The organism is Chryseobacterium oryctis (assembly GCF_025971925.1).
In the GTDB taxonomy this organism is placed as follows: domain Bacteria; phylum Bacteroidota; class Bacteroidia; order Flavobacteriales; family Weeksellaceae; genus Chryseobacterium; species Chryseobacterium oryctis.
Genome location: NZ_JAPDHV010000003.1, coordinates 338,029 through 362,119, shown reverse-complemented (window position 1 = coordinate 362,119; position 24,091 = coordinate 338,029). Strand labels below are relative to the sequence as shown.

The 24,091-nt window shown below is 35.0% G+C and carries 18 protein-coding genes and 1 tRNA gene; 18 read left to right on the top strand and 1 reads right to left on the bottom strand.

The annotated features are described in order from the left end of the window. The first annotated feature begins 4 nt into the window (after positions 1-4). The 15 genes from OH806_RS08665 (at position 5) to OH806_RS08595 (ending at position 19,132) form a co-directional block, all read left to right on the top strand. Positions 5-592 carry an HAD-IB family hydrolase gene (locus tag OH806_RS08665; RefSeq protein ID WP_264743278.1) on the top strand — a complete coding sequence of 196 codons (588 nt, stop codon included), beginning with the start codon at positions 5-7 and terminating at the stop codon, positions 590-592. A 23-nt stretch (positions 593-615) separates the two neighbouring features. After that, complete coding sequence (locus tag OH806_RS08660; protein ID WP_264743277.1) at positions 616-1,092, top strand: hypothetical protein; 477 nt, start codon at positions 616-618, stop codon at positions 1,090-1,092. 2 nt (positions 1,093-1,094) lie between these two features. Beyond that, on the top strand, positions 1,095-2,267 hold the full coding sequence (locus OH806_RS08655; RefSeq protein WP_264743276.1) for a cysteine desulfurase family protein: 1,173 nt from the start codon (positions 1,095-1,097) through the stop codon (positions 2,265-2,267). 85 nt (positions 2,268-2,352) lie between these two features. Then, the gene (trxA, locus tag OH806_RS08650; RefSeq protein WP_039364868.1) at positions 2,353-2,670 is read left to right on the top strand and encodes a thioredoxin; all 318 of its coding nucleotides are present in this window, start codon (positions 2,353-2,355) and stop codon (positions 2,668-2,670) included. Between the two features lie 147 nt (positions 2,671-2,817). Continuing rightward, positions 2,818-2,894: transfer RNA gene (locus OH806_RS08645), tRNA-Asp, on the top strand. A gap of 242 nt (positions 2,895-3,136) precedes the next feature. Then, positions 3,137-4,363, top strand: coding sequence for a site-specific integrase (locus tag OH806_RS08640; protein WP_264743275.1), 1,227 nt, complete (start codon positions 3,137-3,139; stop codon positions 4,361-4,363). 228 nt (positions 4,364-4,591) lie between these two features. Next, positions 4,592-7,087, top strand: coding sequence for a hypothetical protein (locus OH806_RS08635; RefSeq protein WP_264743274.1), 2,496 nt, complete (start codon positions 4,592-4,594; stop codon positions 7,085-7,087). Next, entirely contained in the window at positions 7,080-8,027 is a 948-nt protein-coding gene (locus tag OH806_RS08630) for an HNH endonuclease (protein WP_264743273.1), read from the top strand. The genes OH806_RS08635 and OH806_RS08630 overlap by 8 nt, the downstream gene beginning before the upstream one ends. Positions 8,028-8,332: 305 nt before the next feature. Beyond that, on the top strand, positions 8,333-8,950 hold the full coding sequence (locus OH806_RS08625) for a hypothetical protein (protein ID WP_264743272.1): 618 nt from the start codon (positions 8,333-8,335) through the stop codon (positions 8,948-8,950). A gap of 151 nt (positions 8,951-9,101) precedes the next feature. Further along, on the top strand, positions 9,102-10,688 hold the full coding sequence (locus OH806_RS08620; protein ID WP_264743271.1) for a hypothetical protein: 1,587 nt from the start codon (positions 9,102-9,104) through the stop codon (positions 10,686-10,688). A gap of 15 nt (positions 10,689-10,703) precedes the next feature. Then, positions 10,704-12,698, top strand: coding sequence for a hypothetical protein (locus OH806_RS08615; protein ID WP_264743270.1), 1,995 nt, complete (start codon positions 10,704-10,706; stop codon positions 12,696-12,698). Between the two features lie 189 nt (positions 12,699-12,887). Next, positions 12,888-13,448: a hypothetical protein gene (locus OH806_RS08610; RefSeq protein ID WP_264743269.1), complete on the top strand. Its 561-nt coding sequence runs from the start codon at positions 12,888-12,890 to the stop codon at positions 13,446-13,448. Positions 13,449-13,658: 210 nt separating this feature from the next. Beyond that, positions 13,659-16,616 carry a hypothetical protein gene (locus tag OH806_RS08605; RefSeq protein WP_264743268.1) on the top strand — a complete coding sequence of 986 codons (2,958 nt, stop codon included), beginning with the start codon at positions 13,659-13,661 and terminating at the stop codon, positions 16,614-16,616. A gap of 399 nt (positions 16,617-17,015) precedes the next feature. Next, positions 17,016-17,558, top strand: coding sequence for a hypothetical protein (locus OH806_RS08600; RefSeq protein WP_264743267.1), 543 nt, complete (start codon positions 17,016-17,018; stop codon positions 17,556-17,558). Between the two features lie 128 nt (positions 17,559-17,686). Then, a complete protein-coding gene (locus OH806_RS08595; protein WP_264743266.1) occupies positions 17,687-19,132 on the top strand; it encodes a tetratricopeptide repeat protein in 1,446 nt (481 codons plus the stop codon). Between the two features lie 41 nt (positions 19,133-19,173). Here the strand turns inward: OH806_RS08595 and OH806_RS08590 are convergent, their stop codons facing one another. Further along, the gene (locus OH806_RS08590) at positions 19,174-20,097 is read right to left on the bottom strand and encodes a helix-turn-helix domain-containing protein (RefSeq protein ID WP_264743265.1); all 924 of its coding nucleotides are present in this window, start codon (positions 20,095-20,097) and stop codon (positions 19,174-19,176) included. A gap of 274 nt (positions 20,098-20,371) precedes the next feature. On the opposite strand from OH806_RS08590, the gene OH806_RS08585 reads away from it, so the two are divergent. The 3 genes from OH806_RS08585 (at position 20,372) to OH806_RS08575 (ending at position 24,081) form a co-directional block, all read left to right on the top strand. Next, positions 20,372-21,817 (top strand): hypothetical protein, encoded by a 1,446-nt coding sequence (locus OH806_RS08585; RefSeq protein WP_264743264.1) that lies wholly within the window; start codon positions 20,372-20,374, stop codon positions 21,815-21,817. A 188-nt stretch (positions 21,818-22,005) separates the two neighbouring features. Next, positions 22,006-23,496, top strand: coding sequence for a tetratricopeptide repeat protein (locus OH806_RS08580; protein ID WP_264743263.1), 1,491 nt, complete (start codon positions 22,006-22,008; stop codon positions 23,494-23,496). Between the two features lie 159 nt (positions 23,497-23,655). Next, positions 23,656-24,081, top strand: a complete 426-nt coding sequence (locus OH806_RS08575; protein WP_264743262.1) for a transposase — start codon at positions 23,656-23,658, stop codon at positions 24,079-24,081. Positions 24,082-24,091: the final 10 nt, after the last annotated feature.

Below are 24,091 nucleotides of genomic sequence, written 5' to 3'. Positions count from 1 at the left end.
GGAAATGAAAAAATTGTATTGCTTCGATTTTGATGGTACATTAACTTATAAAGATACAATGTTTATGTATTTGAAGTTTTATAATTCTACCAAATTTCGTGTACAATTTTTAAAACATATTCCTCTTTTTATATTGCTGAAATTGAAATTGGCGGATGCCGAAAAAGTAAAGAAAAGTTTTGTCGGTTCTATTTTAAAAGGACAAACTCAGGAGAAAATAGAGAAAAAATCTCAACAGTTTTTTGAGCGTTACTATCCTAAAATCATAAGAGAAAACGCGCTGGATTTTATTAATAATATTGATAGAAATAATACACAGAGCTTATTGGTAACCGCTTCATTGGATATTTGGACAAAACCTTTTGCAGAAGCATTGAAAATGCAATTGGTTGCAACGGAAGCTGAATTTAAAAACGGAATTTTTACGGGGAATTTTGTAGGTAAAAACTGCAATGGGAAAGAAAAGCTTATACGCATAAAAAAAGTTATCACAGACTATAAATTTGATAAAACGATTGCTTTTGGAGATACTTCCGGAGATAAAGTGATGCTTCAATGGGCAAATGAAGGTCATTACCAATTTTTTCATTAATTTTGAATGGTAAAAATGAAAAAATGAAAAGTTTGTTTATTCTATGTTTTGCAATCATGATGAGTTGTACTACTGCACCATCCCAAAAATCATCTGAGATGCAACAAAAAACAGAAATATTGGCTTCTGAATCACAAGGAGGAACAGGAAAGGTTGGCTTTACTATACTCAGTAATGAACAGGATTTTCAAAAAGCTTTGAAAGGTAACGGTCTTAATAATCTTATTGTTGAAGTTGGTGCAAGGGCAGATTCTAAACCAGCTTTAAAGTTTCCAAAAGACAAAAAAGTTGTTTTGTATAATTTAGGAACATTTAGATCTGGAGATCATACAATTAGAGAAATTAAAAATACTTATGTAAAAGACAACATTTTGTATGTTGAAATCCCTTATGTGGAGCGTAGTGAGATGGAAATACAAGTAATTTCCAATCCGTATGTAATTTTTACAGTTCCTTCAACCTACAACTTTACTTCAATAGAATTTAAATCTTTAAAATAAAAATGAATAAAATATATTTAGATAACGCTGCAACTACACCTCTTTCCGAAGAAGTTATTGATGCAATGGTTGCAACCATGAAAATAAACTTTGGAAATCCTTCTTCCACCCATAGTTTTGGACAGGAAGCGAAGATTCTTATTGAAAATGTAAGAAGGCAGGTTGCGGATTATCTTCATGTAACTCCTGCTGAAATTATTTTTACATCTTGCGGAACAGAATCAAACAATATGATTATTAAATCAAGTGTTGAGCATCTTGGTGTAGAAAGAATTATCAGTTCTCCTTTAGAGCACAAATGTGTTTCTGAGAGTATCTTGGATATGAAAAACAGAAAAGGAGTAGAGGTAAGCTATATTCGTCCGAATGAAAAAGGAGATATCGATCTGAATAAGTTAGAAGAGCTTTTAAAAGCTTCAGATAAAAAGACTTTGGTAAGTTTAATGCATGCTAATAATGAAATAGGAAATATTTCTGATATTAAGAAAATAGCGGAGTTGTGTAAAGCAAATAATGCTCTCTTTCATTCTGATACTGTTCAGACAATGGCTCATATGAATTTAGATTTTTCTGATATTCAGGTTGATTTTGCGTCTTGCAGTGCCCATAAATTTCATGGCCCCAAAGGTGTAGGTTTTGCTTTTATCAGAAAATCCACTGGTTTGAAAGGTATTATCACCGGAGGACCACAAGAAAGAAGTTTGAGAGCCGGAACTGAGAATGTTGCAGGTATAGTAGGTTTGGGTAAAGCTTTAGAAATTTCTCTGAAAAATATGGAAGCTTATACCAATCACATGCAGGGAATTAAAGACTATGCTATAGAAAAATTATCAGCGGAAATTCCTGGGATTAAATTCAATGGAAGAAGTTCAGAAAAGGAAAGTCTTTATACTGTTTTAAACGCTTTATTACCATATAAAAACCCTTTAATTGGTCTTCAGTTAGATATGAAAGGAATTGCAATTTCTCAAGGAAGTGCATGCTCTTCAGGGGCTGCAAAACCTTCTATGGTTATGATGATGGTTTTATCTGAAGATGAAATGGATACTTGTACGCCTTTACGTATCTCATTCAGCCATTTAACAAGCAAAGAAGATATTGATGCTTTAGTAAGCGCATTGAAAGAAATTTCGAAAGATTTCGTTATAGAAAATACAAATGTTGAGCATAGATAATTCTATTACTTTAAAATCGTAATTTTGAATGTTCAATTAAGAATTAAGGATAAAAAATAATATTAATTTAAATAAAAGAAATAAAATGGCTTTAGAAATTACAGATAGCTCATTTCAGGACACGGTTTTAAAATCAGATAAACCGGTATTAGTAGACTTTTGGGCAGTATGGTGCGGACCTTGTAGAACATTGGGACCAATCATCGAAGAAGTAGCGACAGATTTTGAAGGAAAGGCTGTTGTTGGAAAAGTAGATGTTGACAATAATCAGGAAATTTCAATGCAATATGGTATCAGAAATATTCCTACAGTTCTAATTTTTAAGAACGGAGAGGTTGTTGATAAGTTGGTAGGTGTAGCTCCAAAAGAGGTAATCGCTGAAAAATTAAGCGCTCACTTGTAAAAAAATAACTTTGATAATGAATGTCTTCCATTTTTGGAAGATATTTTTTTTGTAAATAATTTGCAGGAAAGGAAAAAAGTTGTAGTTTTGCAATCACAAAAAAGAAACGAAGTTCTTTAAAACTAAAGAAATAATAAATAAAAATTTGATCCGGTAGTTCAGCTGGTTAGAATGCCGCCCTGTCACGGCGGAGGTCGCGGGTTCGAGTCCCGTCCGGATCGCCACAAAAGAGGTAAAACCTCACAAAAGCCTTTAAATCGTATGATTTAAAGGCTTTTTGTTTTTATGGCATCTCAAAAAATATAGTTTTTTACAAAACGTAGGGGATAAATTCGGGTACCCGGCTTGGTGTCCGATTTGGGTAACCGAATTTATCAAAAACCACCTGTTTATAGGCTGTTCAGTAAATGAATGTCTTGTGAATAGGAGTCTTTAAAAATAAATTTAACCCTATGAAGTCACCACTATGAATGCCAAAATTTCCATTCTCTTTTATGCTAAAAGAGCCAAAACCAGTGTCGCAGGTTTAGTTCCCATTTATTTACGAATCACAATTGACGGAGTACGCTTGGAGATTAGCTCCAAACGTTTTGTAACGCCTGAAAAATGGAGTCAAGAGCAAAGTCGTATGAAAGGAAGTTCCGAGGAAGCAAGGTCGCTAAATGCCTATTTGGATATTTTGAAAGCAAAAGTACACGATGCACAAAAAGAAATAGTGCAGGAAGGCGATTTAGTGTCAGTAGATACTCTCAAGAACAAGCTACTCGGAACCCTACAAAAAAGCAGAATGCTCATCCCGATTTTCCAGGATCATAATAACCGAATGGAAGCTTTGATAGATAAAGAATTCGCACAGGGAACTTTGACGAGATATAAGACCTGTATCAGTCACACCAAAGAGTTTCTGAAGTGGAAGTTTAACCTCAGCGATATTGATGTCCGTAAGATAGATTATGCTTTTCTTAATGACTTTGAGTTTTATCTGAGAACCGAAAAATCCTGCAACAATAATTCTGCAGTAAAGTACATCAAGAACTTTGGAAAGATCATTCGCATCTGTCTTGCAAATGGGTGGATAGAAAGAGATCCTTTCGTCAATTATCATTCTAAATTTAATGAGGTTACGCGTCAGTTTCTTAACGAGCAGGAAATAGAAAAGCTCTTTACCAAGGATTTACGAAATGAAAGATTATCTCAGGTTCGGGATGTTTTCCTGTTCAGTTGTTTTACTGGATTGGCTTATATCGATACGCAAAAATTGACACAACAGAATATCAATTTAGGATTAGATGGTAACAAATGGATTTTCACAACACGTCAAAAGACCAAAACCACTTCAAACATCCCACTATTACCACAAGCAGAAAAAATTATTGAACAATACCAAACTCATCCTATTTGTATTAATTCTGGTAAGTTACTTCCCGTTCTTAGCAATCAAAAGATGAATGCCTATCTCAAAGAAATAGCAGATTTATGCGGAATCGATAAGGAGCTTACGTATCACATTGCGCGACATACTTTTGCAACGACCGTTACTTTATCCAATGGTGTTTCTATTGAATCTGTCAGTAAAATGCTTGGTCATAAAAGCATTAAGACAACCCAACATTACGCAAAAATTCTAGATAAGAAAGTAAGTGAAGATATGGTTATACTAAGAGAAAAATTAGAGTACAGAAAGGTGCAATAAATAATCAGGAAAATAAAACATAGAAAGTAGCAGTAAAAATGAATATCTTTTTATGCAATTAACAATCTGTAGGCTTATATTTGTTTTAATGAAGCAAATAACACGGTTATTGATCTGCAACAATTACTGTTTATAGGAAAATTTGAAATTAGCAAATCGGTTTGCAATAAATGAATTAATCAAATCCGATGCTATCTGCTTTAATATTCTGTTATATATTTAAGAAATATGAGTTTTAAAATTATTGGTGTTCAGCCTTTAAGTGGATGTGGGGATACAGTGCTAAAAAACTTGTCAAAAGATTTGTTTTACTCTTTTGACAACAATTATTCATTTAATAGTAAAGCAAATAGAGTAATAAAAAATGAAGTCGAAGCAGTTCCTCCTAATTTCTTTTTAGATCGTAGCAGAAGGCAATCCACCTTGGAAAGTATTAATATTCAAGCTGTCGTAGGGAAAAACGGAAAAGGAAAAAGTTCAATAGTCGAGTTGATTATTAGGATATTAAATAATTTTTACAAACAATACAAAATTGGAGAGGTTACGGATAGTTTGTATTTTGCGGAGAATGTACATGCTCGTTTGTATTTCGAAATCAATGGAAAAATTAGTCAGATCTATATTGATTCACGCAATGTAAAAATTAGAAAAGACAAACCTTCAATTATTGCAAAGTTTTATCAGGAAGACAAACTACTATTTAATTCAATAGGTAAAACTACAGATACTTATAGGGATGAGCTTATAGATTTAGAAGATCTATTTTTTACGATGTATATTAACTATTCTATATATGGACTGGATGATGGGGACTACTGCGACGAGAGTAAATATATTGAAAAAATAGATATTGCTGAATCGCCCACTAAAAAGGAATCATGGTTAACTCAGATTTTTCATAAAAATGATGGATATCAAACACCAATAGTCTTACATCCCTTTCGGGAAGCAGGGCAAGTGTACATTCGAAACGAAAAATATTTAGTTTCGCAGAGATTACTTAGTTTAATTCTAGATGAGATTAATAATGAATTTCACATCACTGATGATTTAATAGCAGACAAGGTTCAATTGACGTTTAAAGATAAAGACCCTTTGGAAGAGTATTTAGATAAGGTAATAGACTTACATAATCTTGAGAGAAATGATTACCATACTATTGAAAATCAATTCGCAACAACTTCACGTAGAAGTGATAACAAATGGTCGGTTGATGTTATTACCCAATACTACGATTTTTTACAAGAAAATGTAATACTACTCGACCGCTTTAAGCAAGTTATTAAAAGAAAAAAAATAAAGTTGTTTGCGCCTAAAAAGAATGAAACATATTCTGATGTGGCAAGCGCAGTAGTATTGTATTTTGCAAAAAATTTAATAAAAGATTTTAACCCTGGAAGTGTCACTTTTGCAATGGCTTATGAAAAATTAATAAATCAGGTAGAAGATCTGGGGATCAAAGAGAAGATCAAATATATTATTTCAGAAATAGGTAATTTTAATTTTTACGCCTACAATTTATTTCAAACATTAACAATCTACTTCAATTTTTGGAAGACTTATTTTGGTATCACTAGTAACGAAATGTTCAGTAGTAAAAAGTTTAGTTTTGAGAATTCACTTTTTTATTATTGTGTAATAAAAAGTTATAAATCTATTAGTTACCCAAAATATAGGGATTATAATAGATATGATACAATTGTATATTTCTCAGCAAACCTACATTTAAATCCTAAAATTACAACCATTGCGCATAAGGAGTTTTTAGACAAGATATCAAAAGGAGATAACTCGCATATATCACTTAAGCTGCGCCAGTCAAAAAGAATGCTTGAGCTAGCATTAAAAGATCCCAAAGCAAAGCTTGTCAACTTATATCGCAAATTTGTAGATCAGGGAGGCATGGTAGATATTAAAGAGTTAAATGACAGTATTAATGAAGTGATTCAGAAACAAAAGCTGAGAGAAAGAATATTGTATCTACCCCCAAGAGTTTTCGAAACAGATATATTTTTAAAATCTGTTTCTTCTGGGGATGCTGATATCAATATTAATAAACTAAGCTCTGGTGAGTATCAAAAGAATTCAATTATCAGTTCCATAGTATACCACCTCAAAAATATTGATTCTGTAACATCTGAGGCAACAAGTAAGATGCGAGCTATTAAGGCGATTAATATAAAGCCAACTTACAATTTTAAGAATATAAATGTGATTTTGGATGAAATAGAATTGTATTTTCATCCAGAATACCAACGCTTATTTATCAATGATTTAATCAAAGTATTATCTACGATCAAGTTTAAAATGATTAAAAGTGTAAATTTTTTATTTGTTACACATTCGCCGTTCATCCTTTCAGATATTCCTCAACAAAATATTCTGTTTCTAAATGATAGCGCTAGACCTGAAATACTCAATAATTCATATAATACATTTGGTGCCAATATTCATGACTTGTTAGCGCACAATTTTTTTCTTAGGAAAGGTGTAATTGGAGAATTCGCTCTAGAAAAAATCAATGATTTGATTAAGCAACTTAATAAGTCTAAACAAGCAATAGATCACAGAGAAAATAAAACAGATTTACTTCAGAATATTAATCTTATAGGGGAACCATTTTTAAGGAATAAATTATTAGATATGTATTATTCCATGTTTGATAAAGAAAAGCGAATTGAAGAACTAGAAGCAGAACTGAAAAAACTGAAGGAAAATGATTAAATTAAAAGAAAATTCAGCCGCTGCTGAGGCACATTTTATCAAAATAGAAAAACCTCTTAAACAACGTATTAAAAACGTATTAAAAAATGGAATAAAAAAGGATGGTAATCCTATTGCTCCAGATACGATATTGCGAGGCTACCTGAAGCATCTTTTAACAGGGGATAATCTTAAACAATTGATATTACTGAAACCTGAGAGTATTCACAGTACAATTGCTAGTATGAAGAAATATTTTCCGGACTTTTTTAATTCAGATAGCGATTCTTCAAAGATTTTGTATAATATTTTTGTGGCCAGTTGTTATGATAAAACAGATGTGTTTAGTAAATATGATTTTATCTCGGGCATTAATATAGATACATGTCCATATTGTAACAGAAACTATATTTACTACCTATCTAAAAAGAATAACGTCAAGCCTCAGATTGATCATTTCTACCCGAAAGCCAAGTATCCGTTTTTGGCAATGACTTTTTATAACTTAATTCCAAGTTGTCAGACATGCAATGGCCTTGAGGTAAAAGGTGAGCTAGATCCAGTACGCAAAGGGTTAATAAACCCCTATTTAATAGAAAATGACCAATTCCTATTTTCTTATAAACCAACGTCTAGTGGTATTTTAGGATCATTATTAGACAAGCATTCAGTTGAGGTTCATCTTAAAGCGCCTCAGGGCAATATTGATGTGTTTAAACTCCAAGAACTGTATAATCTTCATACAGATCATGTTGTGGAGCTTGTAATTAAAAGTAAAATTAAGTATTCAACTACATATAGAGATTACTTAGAGAAATATAAAGAACATGGACTTGTATTTTCCGAAAATGAAATAGACCGTATGATACTAGGTAATTATACCAATGTAGACGAAATTCATAAAAGACCTTTTTCCAAACTTTACGTAGATATTGGATTGGACTTAGGTTTAATCAAATAAACAAATTGCAATATTTTTAATGACAATTTTTAGCAGGATGTATATAGAAGAGTTCAATAATTTATAGCAAATAAGATTAATAATTATTGTATGTAATTATACTTTTTTAATAATACCTCTTGGAATCTTACATAGTAAAACATAAGATATTATATCAATTATAAGTCTGTGTTGTTTTTTTATTTGATTGATTTTCAACCTTATAAAGGACGGTAATACCTCAATAATACCCCCTTTTTTTGTTGGGAACGCATATTTTATATCTCTTTGTGTCGATGAAAAAGAGGCACAAATGTCCATATATTATGCACTCTTTCCTTATTACGAAGGAAAGAGTTTTCGGTATATTGCTCTCATTTTTGTTTTCCCTTCCCTTATACTCTCAAACCATAACCGGTGCTTCTCAAATCCATATTGAAAAAGAAGCAAACCTCCATATAAACGGAGAAAAAATTGTAAATGCAGAACAGCTTCCGCCGGAATCTTCTGAGAAAACCAAAATTTACGTAAGTTCCGGCACTTTGGTCTCCAACTTCAATTCGGAAAGCATTCAAATTATTGAAACTAAACAAAAATCTAATAAAAAAACAAGCAATTATGCAGCTTCAAAATCTGGATTAAAATCTAAAGTAGCTGCAAGAAAAGTAATACCACAACAGGCGGCAAATGTTGTACAGAAAATTAGTATAAAATCGGCTAATTCAGAAGGCTTGTTTTTTAGCCAAATAAGTAGAAATATCGCAATTGCTTTGCCTATTTCTTATTCCCAATTCCAGATTAAAGCTTTTATTGAAAGTAGTTCTTATTTTACAAAACCTCATCCAATCGTTTTATATTACGATTATTCTCTTTATGACAATGCGGTAGCTATTTCTTCCCGAAATTTGTCTTTTTTTTCTGTAAGACCACCTCCTGTGGGGTAAACCTTTTTTTTCTTTTATATCTCTTATCACGATTTTTAATTATGGTAAGGCTTTTCTCGGTTTCTGGTGATCAATGTTTAATGAACATTTAAATCCATTCTCTTTTAATTATAAACTTTTAATAATGAATTTTAAAACCTTTTTGAGCATAATGCTGGCATTATTTTCTGCCTGCATCTTTGCGCAGCTGCCTAAGCCTACATTGATTGGTTCGGCAAAATATTCTGCTGTGGGTAAAAATACAGTAGGTACTATTACTTATGCAATCCCAGCAGGAACTACCAACAAGAATCGAGTATTGGTAATTTCCGAAGCAATTGAAAGAGTGCAAAATCCCTATAATACCAATTGGCCAAGTAATATTGACGGCTATGTTGCGAACAACAGTATTGGTAATAATCTTAATTATACCCATGTAAAAGTAAATGGAATTGCAATAGCCGAATCATCTTTTTTAGGAGGATATTGGTATAGTGAATTTGAGTCAAATCCAAGAAGAAATTATTTAATGAATGATCATCAAGATTGGTATTATATGATTCCTGATACCGCAACGGGTAATTTAGAAATAAGCTTTACAGACCTTAATAATCCTAAAACGGATGGTGACGAAATGTCGGTAATTGTTTCTGTATATGAAAATGTGAAATCGGTCAAAAATGATTCTGGTGAGAATATGTATTCAGGAACTTCCAATACGTCCTATACTTTTACAGGGACTAAATCTGCCTCTCCGTTGGGTAGAACAGATGCAGACATACTTTATCTTACTGCAAATATTGTTAGCCAAGATACAGATTACACATTATCATCAGGATGGATTGCCGTTCAGAATGCTCGCATTACAAATAACACAAATGTTACACTGCCAAATGGATCAACGTATCCGTCAAATGAACCAGATGGTATAACACACATTATTGGAAACAGATACGGTACGGGGTCTAATCCCTCTATTACTTATACCCGTAGCAATTCTACAAAGTTTTCTGGTGGTGATATGAATTTTTATGCTCTTTTGCCTTTTGCTTCGCCTGCAATTTCAGGAAAAGTAGTAACTCCTGCACTTAACAGTACTACGGGTACACAAGGCGGAGGTTTGTGGATGAACGTGGTGGATACCTCCAACAATATGGTAGTAGATGTAGTCGCAGTAGATGCAAGTGGTAATTTTACCATACTTGCAGGAAAATTGCTGGAAGGTAATAACTATAATTTTATCCTAAGTAAAAATGCTGGTTTCGTAGGAACAACGACGATTACCAATCCAATAATAATAGAGCTCAATACGGGGTGGGGCATTGTTGCCGAGGGTTTAAATAGTACTACCTCTGATGGTACTCCTAATGGTGTTTTTAATTACACTGCTGGTGCTACAAACGTTAATACTCTGCGCTTTGCTATCAAATCTTGTGCTGCAGGTATTATTGCGCCGCCTGTTAAAAGCAGCATCAGTAATGCATGTCCATCAACTACAGTTAACCTTACCACAGCCTTTACAGGGACATTACCTTCAGGGAGTACATCACTAGTATGGTTTACCAACAATACACATACTGGTACGGCTTTATCAGGCACAGCGGTAACGCAGGCTGGTGCTGGTACATATTATGTGTTTTATTATGATAGTGTGGGACTCTGCTACAGCCCCGCATCTGCAGTAACGGTAACAATTGGCACTTGTTGTCAGGCGGGTACGGCACAAGTTCCTTTAACCGGTAATACTCTGTCTAACTAATTTTAATACAGGAAAATGAAAAATAAAAATATTTTCACTCAGTTTAAAAGGTGTATTCTACTGACACTCTTGTTTGTAGGATATATGGGTTTTGCACAGACTCCATCTTGCGATAATCTTTATCTGATAAGCGAATCAAGAAATGCAATCTATGACATATCATCTTTATCCGGAGGTAGTTTGACGAGTACTTCTACTAACAAAGTGATGAATGTTTCAACTGGAGCCAATGCTTCTCTTGCTGTAGGGATAGACCCTAATGGTTCCGGACAAAATATTTGGGTTACTACTAAAAACTCAAGCTCCGGCTATGTTTATGTCAATAATACTGCTACTTCTGTAACCTCACCGGGTTATGGAGGTTTAACCGCTAATCCTGTGGACGGAAAAGTATATTCGGTAAAAGGAGGAGCTACTAACGCAAGGAAGTTATATCAGGTTTATCCGTCTTATCAAGATTTGGGAACTATTACAGGAGATACTTTTTTCCATAGTTCAAGCACTTATATTTCTACCGATAGCTTCTTTGATACCAACGGAAAATACTATCTGATTGCTTATTCCGCAGTTTTGGATACCTCCACTAACACATATATTTCAACTACAAAAAGACTGTATTCTATTGATCTGAATACGAGAAAAGCTACTTTTGTCAGAGCTATTACCGGTATTCCGAGCTCTGTGAATGCTATTCAAGGTCTTGCTTTTTATAATGATAAAATATACTTGTTATATCAGAGCTCAACCTCGACTAACGCGAGGCTTTATGAAATAAACCCTGATACGGGAGCTGGTTCTTTAAAAACAACCTATGTGTATCCAACAGGAGGTGATATGGATTTGGCATCTTGTCAGGTATATAATCCTCCTCATACCGTTGGAGCACCGCCTGTACAAAATTTAGCAAATGACTGCCCTTTAACAACTGTTAATCTGGAAGATGCTCATACGGGTACAACTCCTTCAGGATCAGAATTAAGATGGTTTACCAACAACACTCATACAGGAACAGCACTTACTGCGGCTCAGATTGCAACGGCAGGTGCAGGAACTTATTATGCGTTCTATTATGATTCAAATGGTGTATATAGTCCAGCTTCTGTGGCTGTAACGGTAACGATTGATGATTGCCCAGATTGCACCAACTCAGGAGAAACTTCCGTAAACCTAAACAGTATGTACACAGGAACATTTCCAACAGGTGTAGAACTACAATGGTGGACAACACCAGACAGACAAGCCGGAACACAGGTAGCAGATCCAACCAATGTAACGGTTTCAGGAACATACTACGCTTTCTTCCACGATACGGTGAACAATTGTTATAATACCGATAATTCTACAGCATTTGTGAATGTTACTATTTTACCTCCTTGCGATACCACTTGTACCCAGCCTGGAGATTTTACAGCAAATGGTATCCCTACCAAAGTTGGAATCACGGTTCAGCAAAAACAAGATAACTGGCCAGCCAATATTCCCAATGGCTTTATCGCATTAGAATCTAAAGAAAAAGGATTCGTTATCACAAGAGTACCTCACGTGGGTGGTACAACCGGGTCTCCTGATTTTGATGATGCGATAGAAGAGCCTAGAGAAGGGATGCTGGTCTATGATATTCAGGATAAATGTGTAAAGCTCTTCAACGGAGAAAAGTGGAAATGTATTGAGAAAAGCTGTAATACCGCTGAATTCACGCTTAATTGCTCCGATTTAGTAATATCGGGTGATACACAGGGTCCAGACATAAACTTTACGATTACCCTTCCTTATTCCAACGGAGACGGAGCTACTTATGCACAACAGATTATGAATTCAATAGATTCACTTGGATTATCAGGACTTACAGCTTCTTTATCAGCAGGAACTCTTGCTAATGGAAGCGGAGAATTCATAATAACCGTTTCAGGTACTGTCGACAACGGTGGTGCTGCGTATTTTCAATTTGAATTAAATGGACATTCGTGCTTAATTGTATCTCAGATAACAATGGATGCTCAAGGAGTATAATTTAAATAAAACTTAAATTTTTTGACATTACTAAAATTTTAATGAAACGAAATTTAGTTTTCTACAATGAAATAATGACAAAACGCTGAGCCTCAACCTCAGCCTAAAAAATTAAAACATAATCTAACCACACTCCTCAATTCCCCCTCCTTTGGAGGGGGTTAGGGGGGAGGCTAATTAATAAAAAAAATGACAAAATATATTACAACATTATTTGTAGTATTCGCTGCTATTACAGCGAACGCACAAGTTTCCATCGGCGGAAAACAAAGCGTAGAAGGAACATCAACAATTTTGGATTTCAACAGTGATACCAATGGAAATAAAGTAGAAGGAACAGGAGCAAACAGCCAGGGCATTATTTTACCGGCTGTTACCGATAATACAAAAGCATTAGCCGCAACAGCAACCCACAACAACGGAACTTTCCTTTTCGATAAATCGGATAGTAAAGTTAAAATGTACGAAAACGATAAATGGGTGGAACTTTCTGATGCAGGCATTACCACACAGATAACAGATAATACATCTGCTGAAAGTACACAGAATCAGGGTGTAATTATTGGCTCTCCCACAAGCGACGCTAAAGGCGTTCTGGTATTGGAATCAGCAGACAAAGCAGTAATTCTGCCGAGAATCGCCAATCCGCACACAACAGTAAAATCCCCGTATCCGGGAATGATGTGTTATGATACAGTAAGTAAATCCCTTGCGGTATTCAACGGAGAGGTGTGGAATTACTGGAAGTAAACAAATCTTTTCCAAAGAGGGACAGCTTTGCTGAATTCAAAAACAGGAAACGCTGTTTTCCCTCTTTCGGAAAGGGGATAAAAAAAATCGTTAATGATTAATCATTAATAAAGTTTTCAAAGAAAACTTTATTAAAAAAATTTGATAAACAATTAAAACAAATTGAGATTAACATTAACGCTTAAGTTATTAAACACAATGAAACAAAAAATGAGATGGGTATTCACTACCCTGCTCCTGCTGTTAGCCGTAGGACTGAATGCCCAGTTTACAATCACAGCCACCACCACACCCGAGTTTTGTGCTGGGACGGGAGCAGCAGCTTTTACTGTTAATAATACAGTACCCGGAGCTACCGTAGATTTTTTACTCTATAAACTTCCAGATACAACTACTCCTTACCGAACCGCATCAGAAGATGCAACAGCCACAACAACATCACATACCGAAAGTAACCTTCCGCAAGGAAATTACCGACTACAGGTGGTACATAGTTTAGGAGGTGTTCCTACCAATCTTACTCCGTACAATTTTAGTATTGGAAACAATTTTACTGCGATTACTGCTCAAAACATAAGCATTACGCCTACTACCGTTTGTGGCGACAAAGCAACGTTTGTTGTAAATGTAGCAGGGAGTGGTCAGCCGGCACGCTACGAGCTTCGGAATCTCAGTAATTCGGTTATTTTTCCGTTCCAGACCTCTCCCAATTTTACCTCTCCGATTGCGGCAGGAACTTACCGCTTAGCAGTAGAGGATATTTGTGGGAATACAACCGTGAAAGATGTAAATGTAGTCGTAAGTACCAGTATTGTAAGACCTAATACTAGCATACAATTAAGTTTAACTTCTTGTAATACCATTTCATACAAACAAGGAGTAACCGCAACCCAAAATAATGCTTCAAGTCCAAGTTATATTAAAGTTTTTCAGTATCCTGTACAACTGAATGTAGAAGTAAAAAATGCCGTTACGGGAGTAGTAGTCTTACAGTCGAATATGATGATAACTAATTCAGCAGAAGCCTCTGCTGGTATTCCGATAACGATTACCAATTTCAATCCGGGTGATCAGCTAACTCATACTGCAACAACAACGGATGCTTGCGGAGTAACTGCAACCTATACAAGAACCATTAACTACAATCCGAATTTCAATTTTAGTTCTTCTTTTGGAGAATGCAACGCCAGATACCTTAGAATATTAAATTTCTCTGATTATTTCATCGATGCAGAAACCACCGTGGAATTTATCAGCTATCCTGCAGGGTTTAAACCTTGGGAATACAATCCGGATTTTGTAAACGGAGCATACAGCCATACCTATAATACACTGCCAGAAGCATACACAGGCGGTTCCGAGATAGCATTTGGCGGTCAGTACCAGCCCGTTCCAGCAGGAAGCTATACCATAAAAGTTACTAATGAATGTGGTGCTTCTGTAACAAAAATCTATACGTTTACTCAACCAGCTCCACAGTCTCCTTCTGCCTATAATGATCCAGACTGTGAAGAAGGATGGCACAATATAGGATTCTATTATGACAATGGTAATACTATTGGAATTGCCCAAGCAATCATTACCCAAGCTCCACAAGAATTTATCGATACCTATGGACCGCTACCCTTTGACGCATCGGCTTATATTGTAACAAATCCCTCTACAGGAAAAAAGGAATTGAGGATGCGAGTACCAACAGGAATATACACATTTCAAGTAACCAACACCTGCGGACAGGAATTTACACGGAATATTGACGCTACTAAAAAAGTAGAAGTTCTTTCTCACAACGTAACCTATACCCGTTTTTGTGGTGGCTATTTTACGTTGAATGTATCTGCTACCGTTTCGGGCATTGGAGCCAGTAATAACGTAAATTACTATCTTCAAAAATGGTATCCGGCTCAGAATACTTGGGGACACCCTACTACGGGTGTAACGGGTGATGTTGCAAATGCAAATACACGTCAAGAATATAATAGTAGCACCCAATACTATGCACACGGTGATCTTCGTGTAATTGCGATTCCGAGATTGTCCAAATTTGGAGGTACAGCAATGGCTTGTCCTGCCCGATATCTTGTAGTGGAGGAATTTAATATTCCGGATGGTGCTATCAAACTAAATGACTACTACACCACTTCCTGTCCTAATGGTACTTTTAATCTACTGTTAGATGCCACAGGTATTGGAACGCTTACCTATAAAATTATAGAAAAAGACGGTCAGTCATTTATAATAGATAACGGAACCGATCCTGTATTTACAAACTTGGCAGAAGGAAGCTACAAAGTAGAGATTACCGACTCCCAATGTCTGGATGTAATCACAGTAACCTTAAGAGTAATTACCACCAAAATGCCGATTATCCGAGCCAGCAACCTTTGTGAAGGCGAAAACGGTAAGCTATACGTAAGCGGAGCGTCTTATCTTACCGTAGAATGGTATAAAAACGGAGTAAGCACAGGTGTTTTCGGGCATAGTTTCCCTTTCACACCCTACACTTCCGCAACGGATATTGGTCTTTATGAAGCACATCTGACCTATAATCCAAATCCTAATTCTTGTATTAATAATGTGCTGTCTTTCAACCTTACGGCAGGAATGGAAAACACACCGAACGCCGGAACCGGACAATCCGTAACCATTCAGCAGAATACATTGACGGGACCAATCAATCTTTTCGATTATCTTACTCCGCCTTACGATGCACACGGCTATTGGACTGATGAAAATAATACAGGATTATTAATGGGTAACAACTGGTACGGACAATTTGCCAACGGAGGAACTTATGAGTTCAAATATATTGTAGACGGAACTTGTACCAACAGTGCCGAAGCAACCGTAACCATAAAGCTGGAAGGCTATTGCCTGAACGACCCTGCATCACCGGGAATCGGCGGCACCGATACCAAAGTTGGTATCACTTTACTGAAAAGAGCCGGAGCCGACGATGCAGACAACTGGCCAATGGTAAGAAAATCCGGACATATTGCACTGGAATCCAACACCAAAGGGTTTGTAGTCACCAGAATTGCCAAAGCCAATCTCGGAAATATTACCAAGCCACAAGAAGGAATGATGGTGTATGATACAACGGATAAATGCCTGAAAATTTATTCCGATGGAGCTTGGAGATGTTTTAATGAACCTACGTGTCCGTAAAATTCCCCTCTAATAAGAGGGGTGCCCGTAGGGCGGGGTGTGTAAATTCCCTTCTAAAAAGAGAGGTGGCAAAAATGAAGGGGTGTGTACAATAACACCCACAAAACAATAACAAACCTAACAGGTTTTGGAAACCTGTTAGGTTAAAAAAAAACAAGCAAAACGCTGAGCTTCAACCTCAGCCTTAGAGCCTGTTTAAATTTTATTGCTATAAATTTTTATAGGTATTTTGAGATGGATTTTTTGCTTCATGTTTGCAGATTTAGCGGGCTAAATCAAAAATGGGAAGTAGAAAATACGCTCAAAAGAGCATTAAAATTGAGCAAAGATGATTGCTGAGGCTACATAAAAAAAACGGTAAAATTTTAAACAGGTTCTTAACCTTTAATAAATAATAAAATGACAAAATACATCACAACATTACTTGTAATAGTTGTCGCTTATACGGCGAACGCACAGGTTATCATCGGGAACGATACAGGAACTGCAACCGACAAAACTTCCGTGTTACTGGATTTTGCAGCAGGCGAAAACAAAGGAATTATATTACCTGCCGTACGCACCATTCCCACAGGAACAGGATTGGTGGAAGGTACTATTATTCTGGATGCTTCCGATGAAACCAAAGCCAAAGTAAAATATTACAACGGCAGCTGGAAAGACCTGAGCAATGGAAATGAAGCGAACATCTCAACCATTATGGCTAACCAGCCAAATATAACGGAAGACACTGCCAAAGGAGCCATTATTGGAGCGAACACTTCAACAGCCGACGGAGTTCTGATTCTTGAATCAACCGACAAGGCAATGGTTCTGCCACAGGTAAACAATACAGATGATGTCATCAATCCTGCTCCGGGAATGATGGTGTACATCAACAAGCCCGGTGCAAAAAGATTAGCGGTTTTCAACGGAGCCAAATGGTCTTACTGGAAGCCTTGACCAATTTAACCTTAATAAAATTCTAACCAAACGGGTTTCGGAAACCCGTTTGGTTTAAAAAAAATACCGGAATGCCGATTCCGATATTTTTTGACCACTATAAGGTAAAGTAGAGATAGGGAAAATTTATGAAAAAAATACTAACATTTATAATAATATGGGTGAGTTCTTTTTTGCTGTCGCAAACAAGCAGAAAAGAAATTGATGATGAATACCGGATTGTTATTCAAAAATTGAGGAATGAAGGCAAATATGAAGAAATAATTAAGCATTGTGACCGCTTAATTATTTCTTCCCAAAAGATAGGCTATCTGGATGGTGAAATTGAAGGATATGCCAAAAAAGGAGATTATTATATTGGACTCGGAAAATTTAAAGAAAGTCTTGCAAATCTTAAAATTGCGGAAAAATTATCTGCAAAAAGTAATAATTATAGACTAAAAGCACTTATTGCAATTGCTATTGGGCGAAACTATAACGAGCAATATATTTCACAGGATCTTGCCATAAAAAAATTCCGTCAAGGCGAAGTATTCGCTGCCAAAATAAATAACAAAAAAGAGAGGGATGCATATAGTGTTTATGCGTACGATCAACTGATTCCTACTTATTTTAACAGCAAAAAAAACGATTCTGCTTTGTACTATATAAGGAAAAGCCTCCATTATGATGGAGATCATTTTCCGTATCTGTATAATGAGCTTGCCCATTATCATATAGAGCACACCAAAAATTCGGATTCCGCTCTGTATTACCTTAAAAAATCCGAACAACATCAAATGACGGCATTCAACCGTTCGATTTATTTGCTGGAGTACGGCAACTACTTCCGAATGTTGAAAGATTATGACAACGCTTCAAAAAAATACAGAGAATCCCTTGAAGTCAGCAAAAACTCACAAGATGTACAGGGAATATTAGATGCTCTGCAAGCACTGAAAGACATCTATCACCAGTCAGGAGACAAACAGGAAGAAATAAGATACAGCCGGCAATACATACAAATATCAGATAGTCTGAAAAATGCTTCTCAGGAAAGTACAAAAGAAATCGTGAGCTATACGGTAAACTCCAAAGAAGAGCAATTAAAAAAGGAAAAAACCAAGAATAATACAATTATCATTACGCTTATTGTTTTAGGATGTGTAACCACAATCTCGGGATTACTGGTTTTCTACAATCTCAGAAAGAAAAACAGAATACTTTCCCAGAAGAAGAAAGAAATATTAGAAAATAAAGAACAGGAAATTAATAAACTGAAAACTATTGTAAATGAAGCTTTCGAAGAAGTAATAATACTTGCCAAATCTAATAGTCCGCAATTTTTCACCCGTTTCCGTGAAGTTTATCCTGAAGTGGTTGCAAAACTTTTGGAAATTAATCCTAAACTCAGTATTTCAGAACTTACCCTTAGTGCCTATATTTTCCTCGGATTTACCACAAAAGATATTATGAGCATCACTTTTACTTCCATTAATACTGTGAAATCCAGAAAATATCATCTGCGAAAAAAACTCTATATTTCGGCAGAAGAAAGTACTGAAATGTGGTTTAAAAATATAGGAAATAAATAGAAATCCGCTTTGTTAAGGTTCTGAATTTTGACAAGGCGGATTCACAATTCATCTTTTATAAACTGAGATGGCGTAACACCATTGTATTTTTTAAAGAAATTCGTAAAATGTGCTGGCTCTTTGAAGGCTAAAAAGTAACTAATTTCCTTAACTGACATATTGGTTTGTGTTAACAATTTCTTTGAAGTTAAAAGGAGTTGTTCATTAATATATTCCTTGGCAGTTTTTGCCGTTTTATTTTTAAGTAGATTACTTAGATAATTAGGGTGAACGTGAATTTTATCCGCAAAATATTGCACGGAATGGTCAGTTTTCGGTTTTTCCAAATCAGAGATTTCGTTATTGATTAGAGAATAAAATTCTGCAATAATCCGGTCGTTGTTTTGTATAATCACTTCATTCAGTTTCGGAAGCTTAGCAATATTTTCCTCATAGTAATCCTTTATATGCAAAAGCAGAATTTTCAGGTATAAGGAAAGCATTTTCAAACGTTCCTTACTGTTTCCGTGATATACCTTTTCGATGTTATTATAAATTTCTATCAGTTCATTAATTTGTTTTTCTTCTACCCTGAAAGGTACAGCCTTATCCAGCTGAAAAAACGGAAAATCATAAATAATATTGAATAATGCAGGATTTTTATGGGCAAACTCTTCTGTAAAAACCACTAAATATTTTTTGGTGATATTAGGATTTATATTCCAGCTTACCACTTGATTTGGAGATTTAAAATAAATTGCAGGAGTAATAATATGAGGATTCCAAAATCCGGATTTCAAATCGCCACTACCATCCATTATCAGTGTAATGCCATAGAACTTATGACGAAACTGAGGTGCTAATTCCAACTGAAACTCATCGGCGGTTTCATACTTTTTATAGTAAATATCCTTATCATCAGGGCGTGGAAGATTGAAATAATCTGTAAAATCATTGAAATTATTAATTACTACGACATCATTCATTGCTTTTTTATTTGGTGAGTTTGTTAATTATATCTGAATTTCTGTTTCTAATTTTAATGAAAAAATAAATATTCTATGTTTAACATTAGTTATTTACATTGTATGGTCAAATTTAAGCACTTTATTCAAAAACATTTTTAAGGTTGATACTAATAAATTGTTATCAGAAAATTTTGAAATGTAATTTTTGCAAGTTTTCATTTATTTTTTACAAGTTCGCTCTGGAACATAGTATATAGTTTTGTCACTACAAAAATATCAATTAAATACTATGATGAAGAAAATATTATTTTTCAGTCTTATTCTTAATTCTCTGCACATTTACAGCCAAGTAGGCATTAATACCGAAAGCCCGAAAGCAACACTCGATGTAGTAGGGAAACCAACGCAACCCGATGTATTGGACGGCATCATTATACCAAGAATTACAGGGAATCAGCTGTCAGCAAAAACATATACAACAGAACAGACAGGAACTATTTTATATGTAAGAAATGCTGCTTCGTCTCTTGCAGGTCAGGTAATTAATGTAGATGCCGCAGGATTCTATTATTTTGACGGAAACAAATGGATGAAAACAGGAAACTCATCCTCTGGTGTAAATATTTATAATTCAAACGGAGCACTAACGGGAAACAGAGAAGCTAACCTCAATGGCTATAATCTGAATTTTTCAGGAAATGGAAATGTCGGAATCGGAGGTATAGATGATTTGGCAAAACTAAATGTAAAAGGATTTATACAGTTCGCAGGTAATTCCGATTATGGTGTCGGTAAAATATTTGATAATGATAATGGTGAAAAATACGGTCTTACCCAAATAACCTATTTCCCTTCAACCGGAGATGGACGTTCTCCAGGAACTAGAATTTATACTTCAGGTAGAACGAGTGTTCCAGGGCATATCGCATTTGGAAAATATACAAGTGCTTCAGATTTTACAGAATGGGCTCGCTTTGCAAAAAATACAGGATATTTTGGGATAAATACTTATAATCCTGTTACGACAATGGATGTGACAGCTTATGCCTCTGATGCTACCAAAGCTGACGGAATTACAGCTCCACGCTTAACTGGTAACCAACTGAAAGCTAAAGATGCTCTGTATGGGACAAATCAGCAAGGTGCTATTATTTACGCAACGGCAGCAGCAAATCCTACAACTACTAAAACTGCCAATGTAACCAAAGAAGGATATTATTATTTTAATGGTTCCGTATGGGTTGCTTTTCAGGCTCAAAGCAGCACTTCTTCCGATGCAACAAGATTCCTGGGAGGCACTGTTTATTCACGATTTGGTAATAAAAACAACGGAACGCTGGATGACAGCAAGATAATCGGAGGCGGAGAAAGTGTATCGTATTCGGTGGGTGGAATTAGCCATACTTCTACCAAAGGAGGAATAAACAGCCTGAAAGGCAATGGATATACTATTTCTAATCCCAAAAATGGAATTTTCGATATTCAATTTGATACTCCAATGTCAGAAATTTACGGAATCTCTGTAAATATCGTAGATTCTTATGGGTATAATAGTGGCAATCAGGGAGGAGCAGGTAACAATACTACGGTAAATCCTTCGGAACCTGGTTCCAGATTATTCACGAATGACAATTCGCAAGTTTCGTTCATTTCCGATTCCATAATCAGAATAAAAACTGGCGATAGTAATGGTGGTTTGTCCAACCGATCTTTCACTTTCCTTGTGACAGGCAAATAACTTTTATCAAAATTTTTCATCAACCCTTTTCTCTTTGTAGAAAAGGGTTGATGCTTCCTATATATTTATTTTTGATTATTAATATAAACTAAAATGAATAGGATAAAAATCATAAAAATAATTATTTTCAGCATAAACATATAAATCGTAATTTTATATTCTTGTTTTCCCAAATTGGGATTGAAGCTATGCGTAACAAACTGTTTTTCATATTATCCATATTTTTATTTTTTGCAGTAGATGCACAAAAACCTACGAAATCTGATATTCAAAAAGTAGAATCTCTTATTGATTCCGCATATCAGAAAACCACTGTTGTGGATATGAAAAATAGTGCTTTATTTGCCCAAAAAGCACTGCAACTCAGCAAAGAAACGAATTATACAAAAGGCGAAGCGTGGAGTAATTTTTATATAGGACAAGCTCTCTTTGAATTAGGAACTTATAAGGAAGCGTTGCATTATTTACAAAAAGGCGAAAGCATTAACAAAACCTTAAAAGATAATTATCTCACATTTGAAATTTATAGAGTAAGAAGCCGAATATTTGGGTCAATGGAACTTTTGGATGAAGCTATTGATGAGCAAAAGAAAGGTCTTGACATCATTCCTCAAATTCCGAGACCGCAAAGTGATAAAGATTTCCTGACCGGTTTAGCGTATGAAAACCTTGCAGTCAGCTACAGCAAAACAAAAAACCAGGATTCTTTTTACTATTACCTCCGTAAAAATGAAGAGCTTCTCAGTAAGCAGGATTCATCTGCTGTATATCTGAATCTAATTACACTATACACGATGTTTGGTGCTTATTATACAGATGAAAATCAGTTTGATAAGGCGGAGTCTTATTTCGTAAAGTCAAAAAATATATCTGAAAAACACAACTATCCTTATATTTCATTTACTTATCAGGTATGGGGAGATATGGAATTGGCAAGGAAAAATCCAAAATCGGCACTCCACTATTTTGAAAAATCTTTGGACATACTGAATAAAACCGATTTCCGAAACGAAATTCCTGATGTTTATAATAAAATTGCATTGGCGTATGAAGATTTAGGAAACCACGAGAGTGCAAAAGACTTCAAATTTAAAGCATTGAAACTTCAGGATGAGCTGAATAAAGAAAAAATACAAGCCTCCTCTTCAGCTTTAGATGAAATTCTGAACTCCAAAATTGCAAAAGAAAACAAAAAATCTTCTAAGCATAACCTTATTCTTTTAGGAATTATTTCTATGATGGTGATGCTTCTTTCCGTTCTTTTTATAAAATATTACAGAGCCAGAAAAGTAAAAAATTATCGAAAACAATTGATTGAAACAAAGGAAAAAGAGCTGGAAAATAGGGAAAAAGAAATCGTTGAACTGCATCAAAAAGTAAACGAATCTTTCGAAGAAGTAGCCAATCTCGCAAAAACCAACAGTCCAGAATTTTTTACCCGCTTTTGTGAAGTCTATCCTGAAGTTGTTTCAAAAATTCGGGCAATAAATCCTGAGCTCCGTATCTCGGAACTTACGCTTTGTGCTTATATTTTTCTCGGACTCAACACAAAAGACATTGTGAACTTTACTTTTACCTCCATCAATACTGTGAAATCCAGAAAATATCATTTGAGGAAAAAACTGAATATTCCGGAGGAAATAAGTACGGATATGTGGTTTAAAAATTTGACCGTTTAAATATCTGATAAAACATCGATATTTGTTTTTTGCTTCAAGATTCTATTTCGATCTCTCTTTTTCATACCACTTTATGAGGAATAATACCTTAATAATACCCCTTTTATTCTTAATCTACTCCGATATTTCTTTTCTTTGGAGTATTGAAATACAAAAGAGATGAACTTCAAAAATATCCATATCGGACAGATGATTGAAAATGCAGTGATAGAAAAAAAAATCGAAATATTGCGTATCTGTAACTTTATGAAATGTAGTGAAGTAGAAATTTTGAAAATGTACCAACAAAAAAATTTTCCTACAGATATTCTCCTAAAATGGAGTAAGCTGCTGGAGTACGATTTTTTCAGGCTGTATTCCCAACATCTGATATTGTATGCACCAGTTGCCGCAAAGGAAAAGGAACAAAGAATCAAAAAGACTACACTCCCACAGTTCCGTAAAAACATCTATACCAAAGAGGTCATTGATTTTATCCTCGAACAAATGAAAACAGGGGAAATGACTAAAAGCGAGGTGATGGAACGTTACAAAATTCCCAAAACAACCCTATACAAATGGATAGAAAAATACGGAAATAATTAAATAAGATAAA

What these genes read in the sequence shown, in the direction of transcription:
- OH806_RS08655 (WP_264743276.1), top strand. Translation starts at nt 1,095, where the DNA reads ATGAATAAAATATATTTAGATAACGCTGCAACTACACCTCTTTCCGAA.
- OH806_RS08620 (WP_264743271.1), top strand. Translation starts at nt 9,102, where the DNA reads ATGCTGGCATTATTTTCTGCCTGCATCTTTGCGCAGCTGCCTAAGCCT.
- OH806_RS08610 (WP_264743269.1), top strand. Translation starts at nt 12,888, where the DNA reads ATGACAAAATATATTACAACATTATTTGTAGTATTCGCTGCTATTACA.
- OH806_RS08595 (WP_264743266.1), top strand. Translation starts at nt 17,687, where the DNA reads ATGAAAAAAATACTAACATTTATAATAATATGGGTGAGTTCTTTTTTG.
- OH806_RS08635 (WP_264743274.1), top strand. Translation starts at nt 4,592, where the DNA reads ATGAGTTTTAAAATTATTGGTGTTCAGCCTTTAAGTGGATGTGGGGAT.
- OH806_RS08630 (WP_264743273.1), top strand. Translation starts at nt 7,080, where the DNA reads ATGATTAAATTAAAAGAAAATTCAGCCGCTGCTGAGGCACATTTTATC.
- OH806_RS08665 (WP_264743278.1), top strand. Translation starts at nt 5, where the DNA reads ATGAAAAAATTGTATTGCTTCGATTTTGATGGTACATTAACTTATAAA.
- OH806_RS08600 (WP_264743267.1), top strand. Translation starts at nt 17,016, where the DNA reads ATGACAAAATACATCACAACATTACTTGTAATAGTTGTCGCTTATACG.
- OH806_RS08615 (WP_264743270.1), top strand. Translation starts at nt 10,704, where the DNA reads ATGAAAAATAAAAATATTTTCACTCAGTTTAAAAGGTGTATTCTACTG.
- OH806_RS08640 (WP_264743275.1), top strand. Translation starts at nt 3,137, where the DNA reads ATGAATGCCAAAATTTCCATTCTCTTTTATGCTAAAAGAGCCAAAACC.
- OH806_RS08605 (WP_264743268.1), top strand. Translation starts at nt 13,659, where the DNA reads ATGAGATGGGTATTCACTACCCTGCTCCTGCTGTTAGCCGTAGGACTG.
- OH806_RS08580 (WP_264743263.1), top strand. Translation starts at nt 22,006, where the DNA reads ATGCGTAACAAACTGTTTTTCATATTATCCATATTTTTATTTTTTGCA.
- trxA (WP_039364868.1), top strand. Translation starts at nt 2,353, where the DNA reads ATGGCTTTAGAAATTACAGATAGCTCATTTCAGGACACGGTTTTAAAA.
- OH806_RS08575 (WP_264743262.1), top strand. Translation starts at nt 23,656, where the DNA reads ATGAACTTCAAAAATATCCATATCGGACAGATGATTGAAAATGCAGTG.
- OH806_RS08590 (WP_264743265.1), bottom strand. Translation starts at nt 20,097, where the DNA reads ATGAATGATGTCGTAGTAATTAATAATTTCAATGATTTTACAGATTAT.
- OH806_RS08585 (WP_264743264.1), top strand. Translation starts at nt 20,372, where the DNA reads ATGAAGAAAATATTATTTTTCAGTCTTATTCTTAATTCTCTGCACATT.
- OH806_RS08660 (WP_264743277.1), top strand. Translation starts at nt 616, where the DNA reads ATGAAAAGTTTGTTTATTCTATGTTTTGCAATCATGATGAGTTGTACT.
- OH806_RS08625 (WP_264743272.1), top strand. Translation starts at nt 8,333, where the DNA reads ATGCACTCTTTCCTTATTACGAAGGAAAGAGTTTTCGGTATATTGCTC.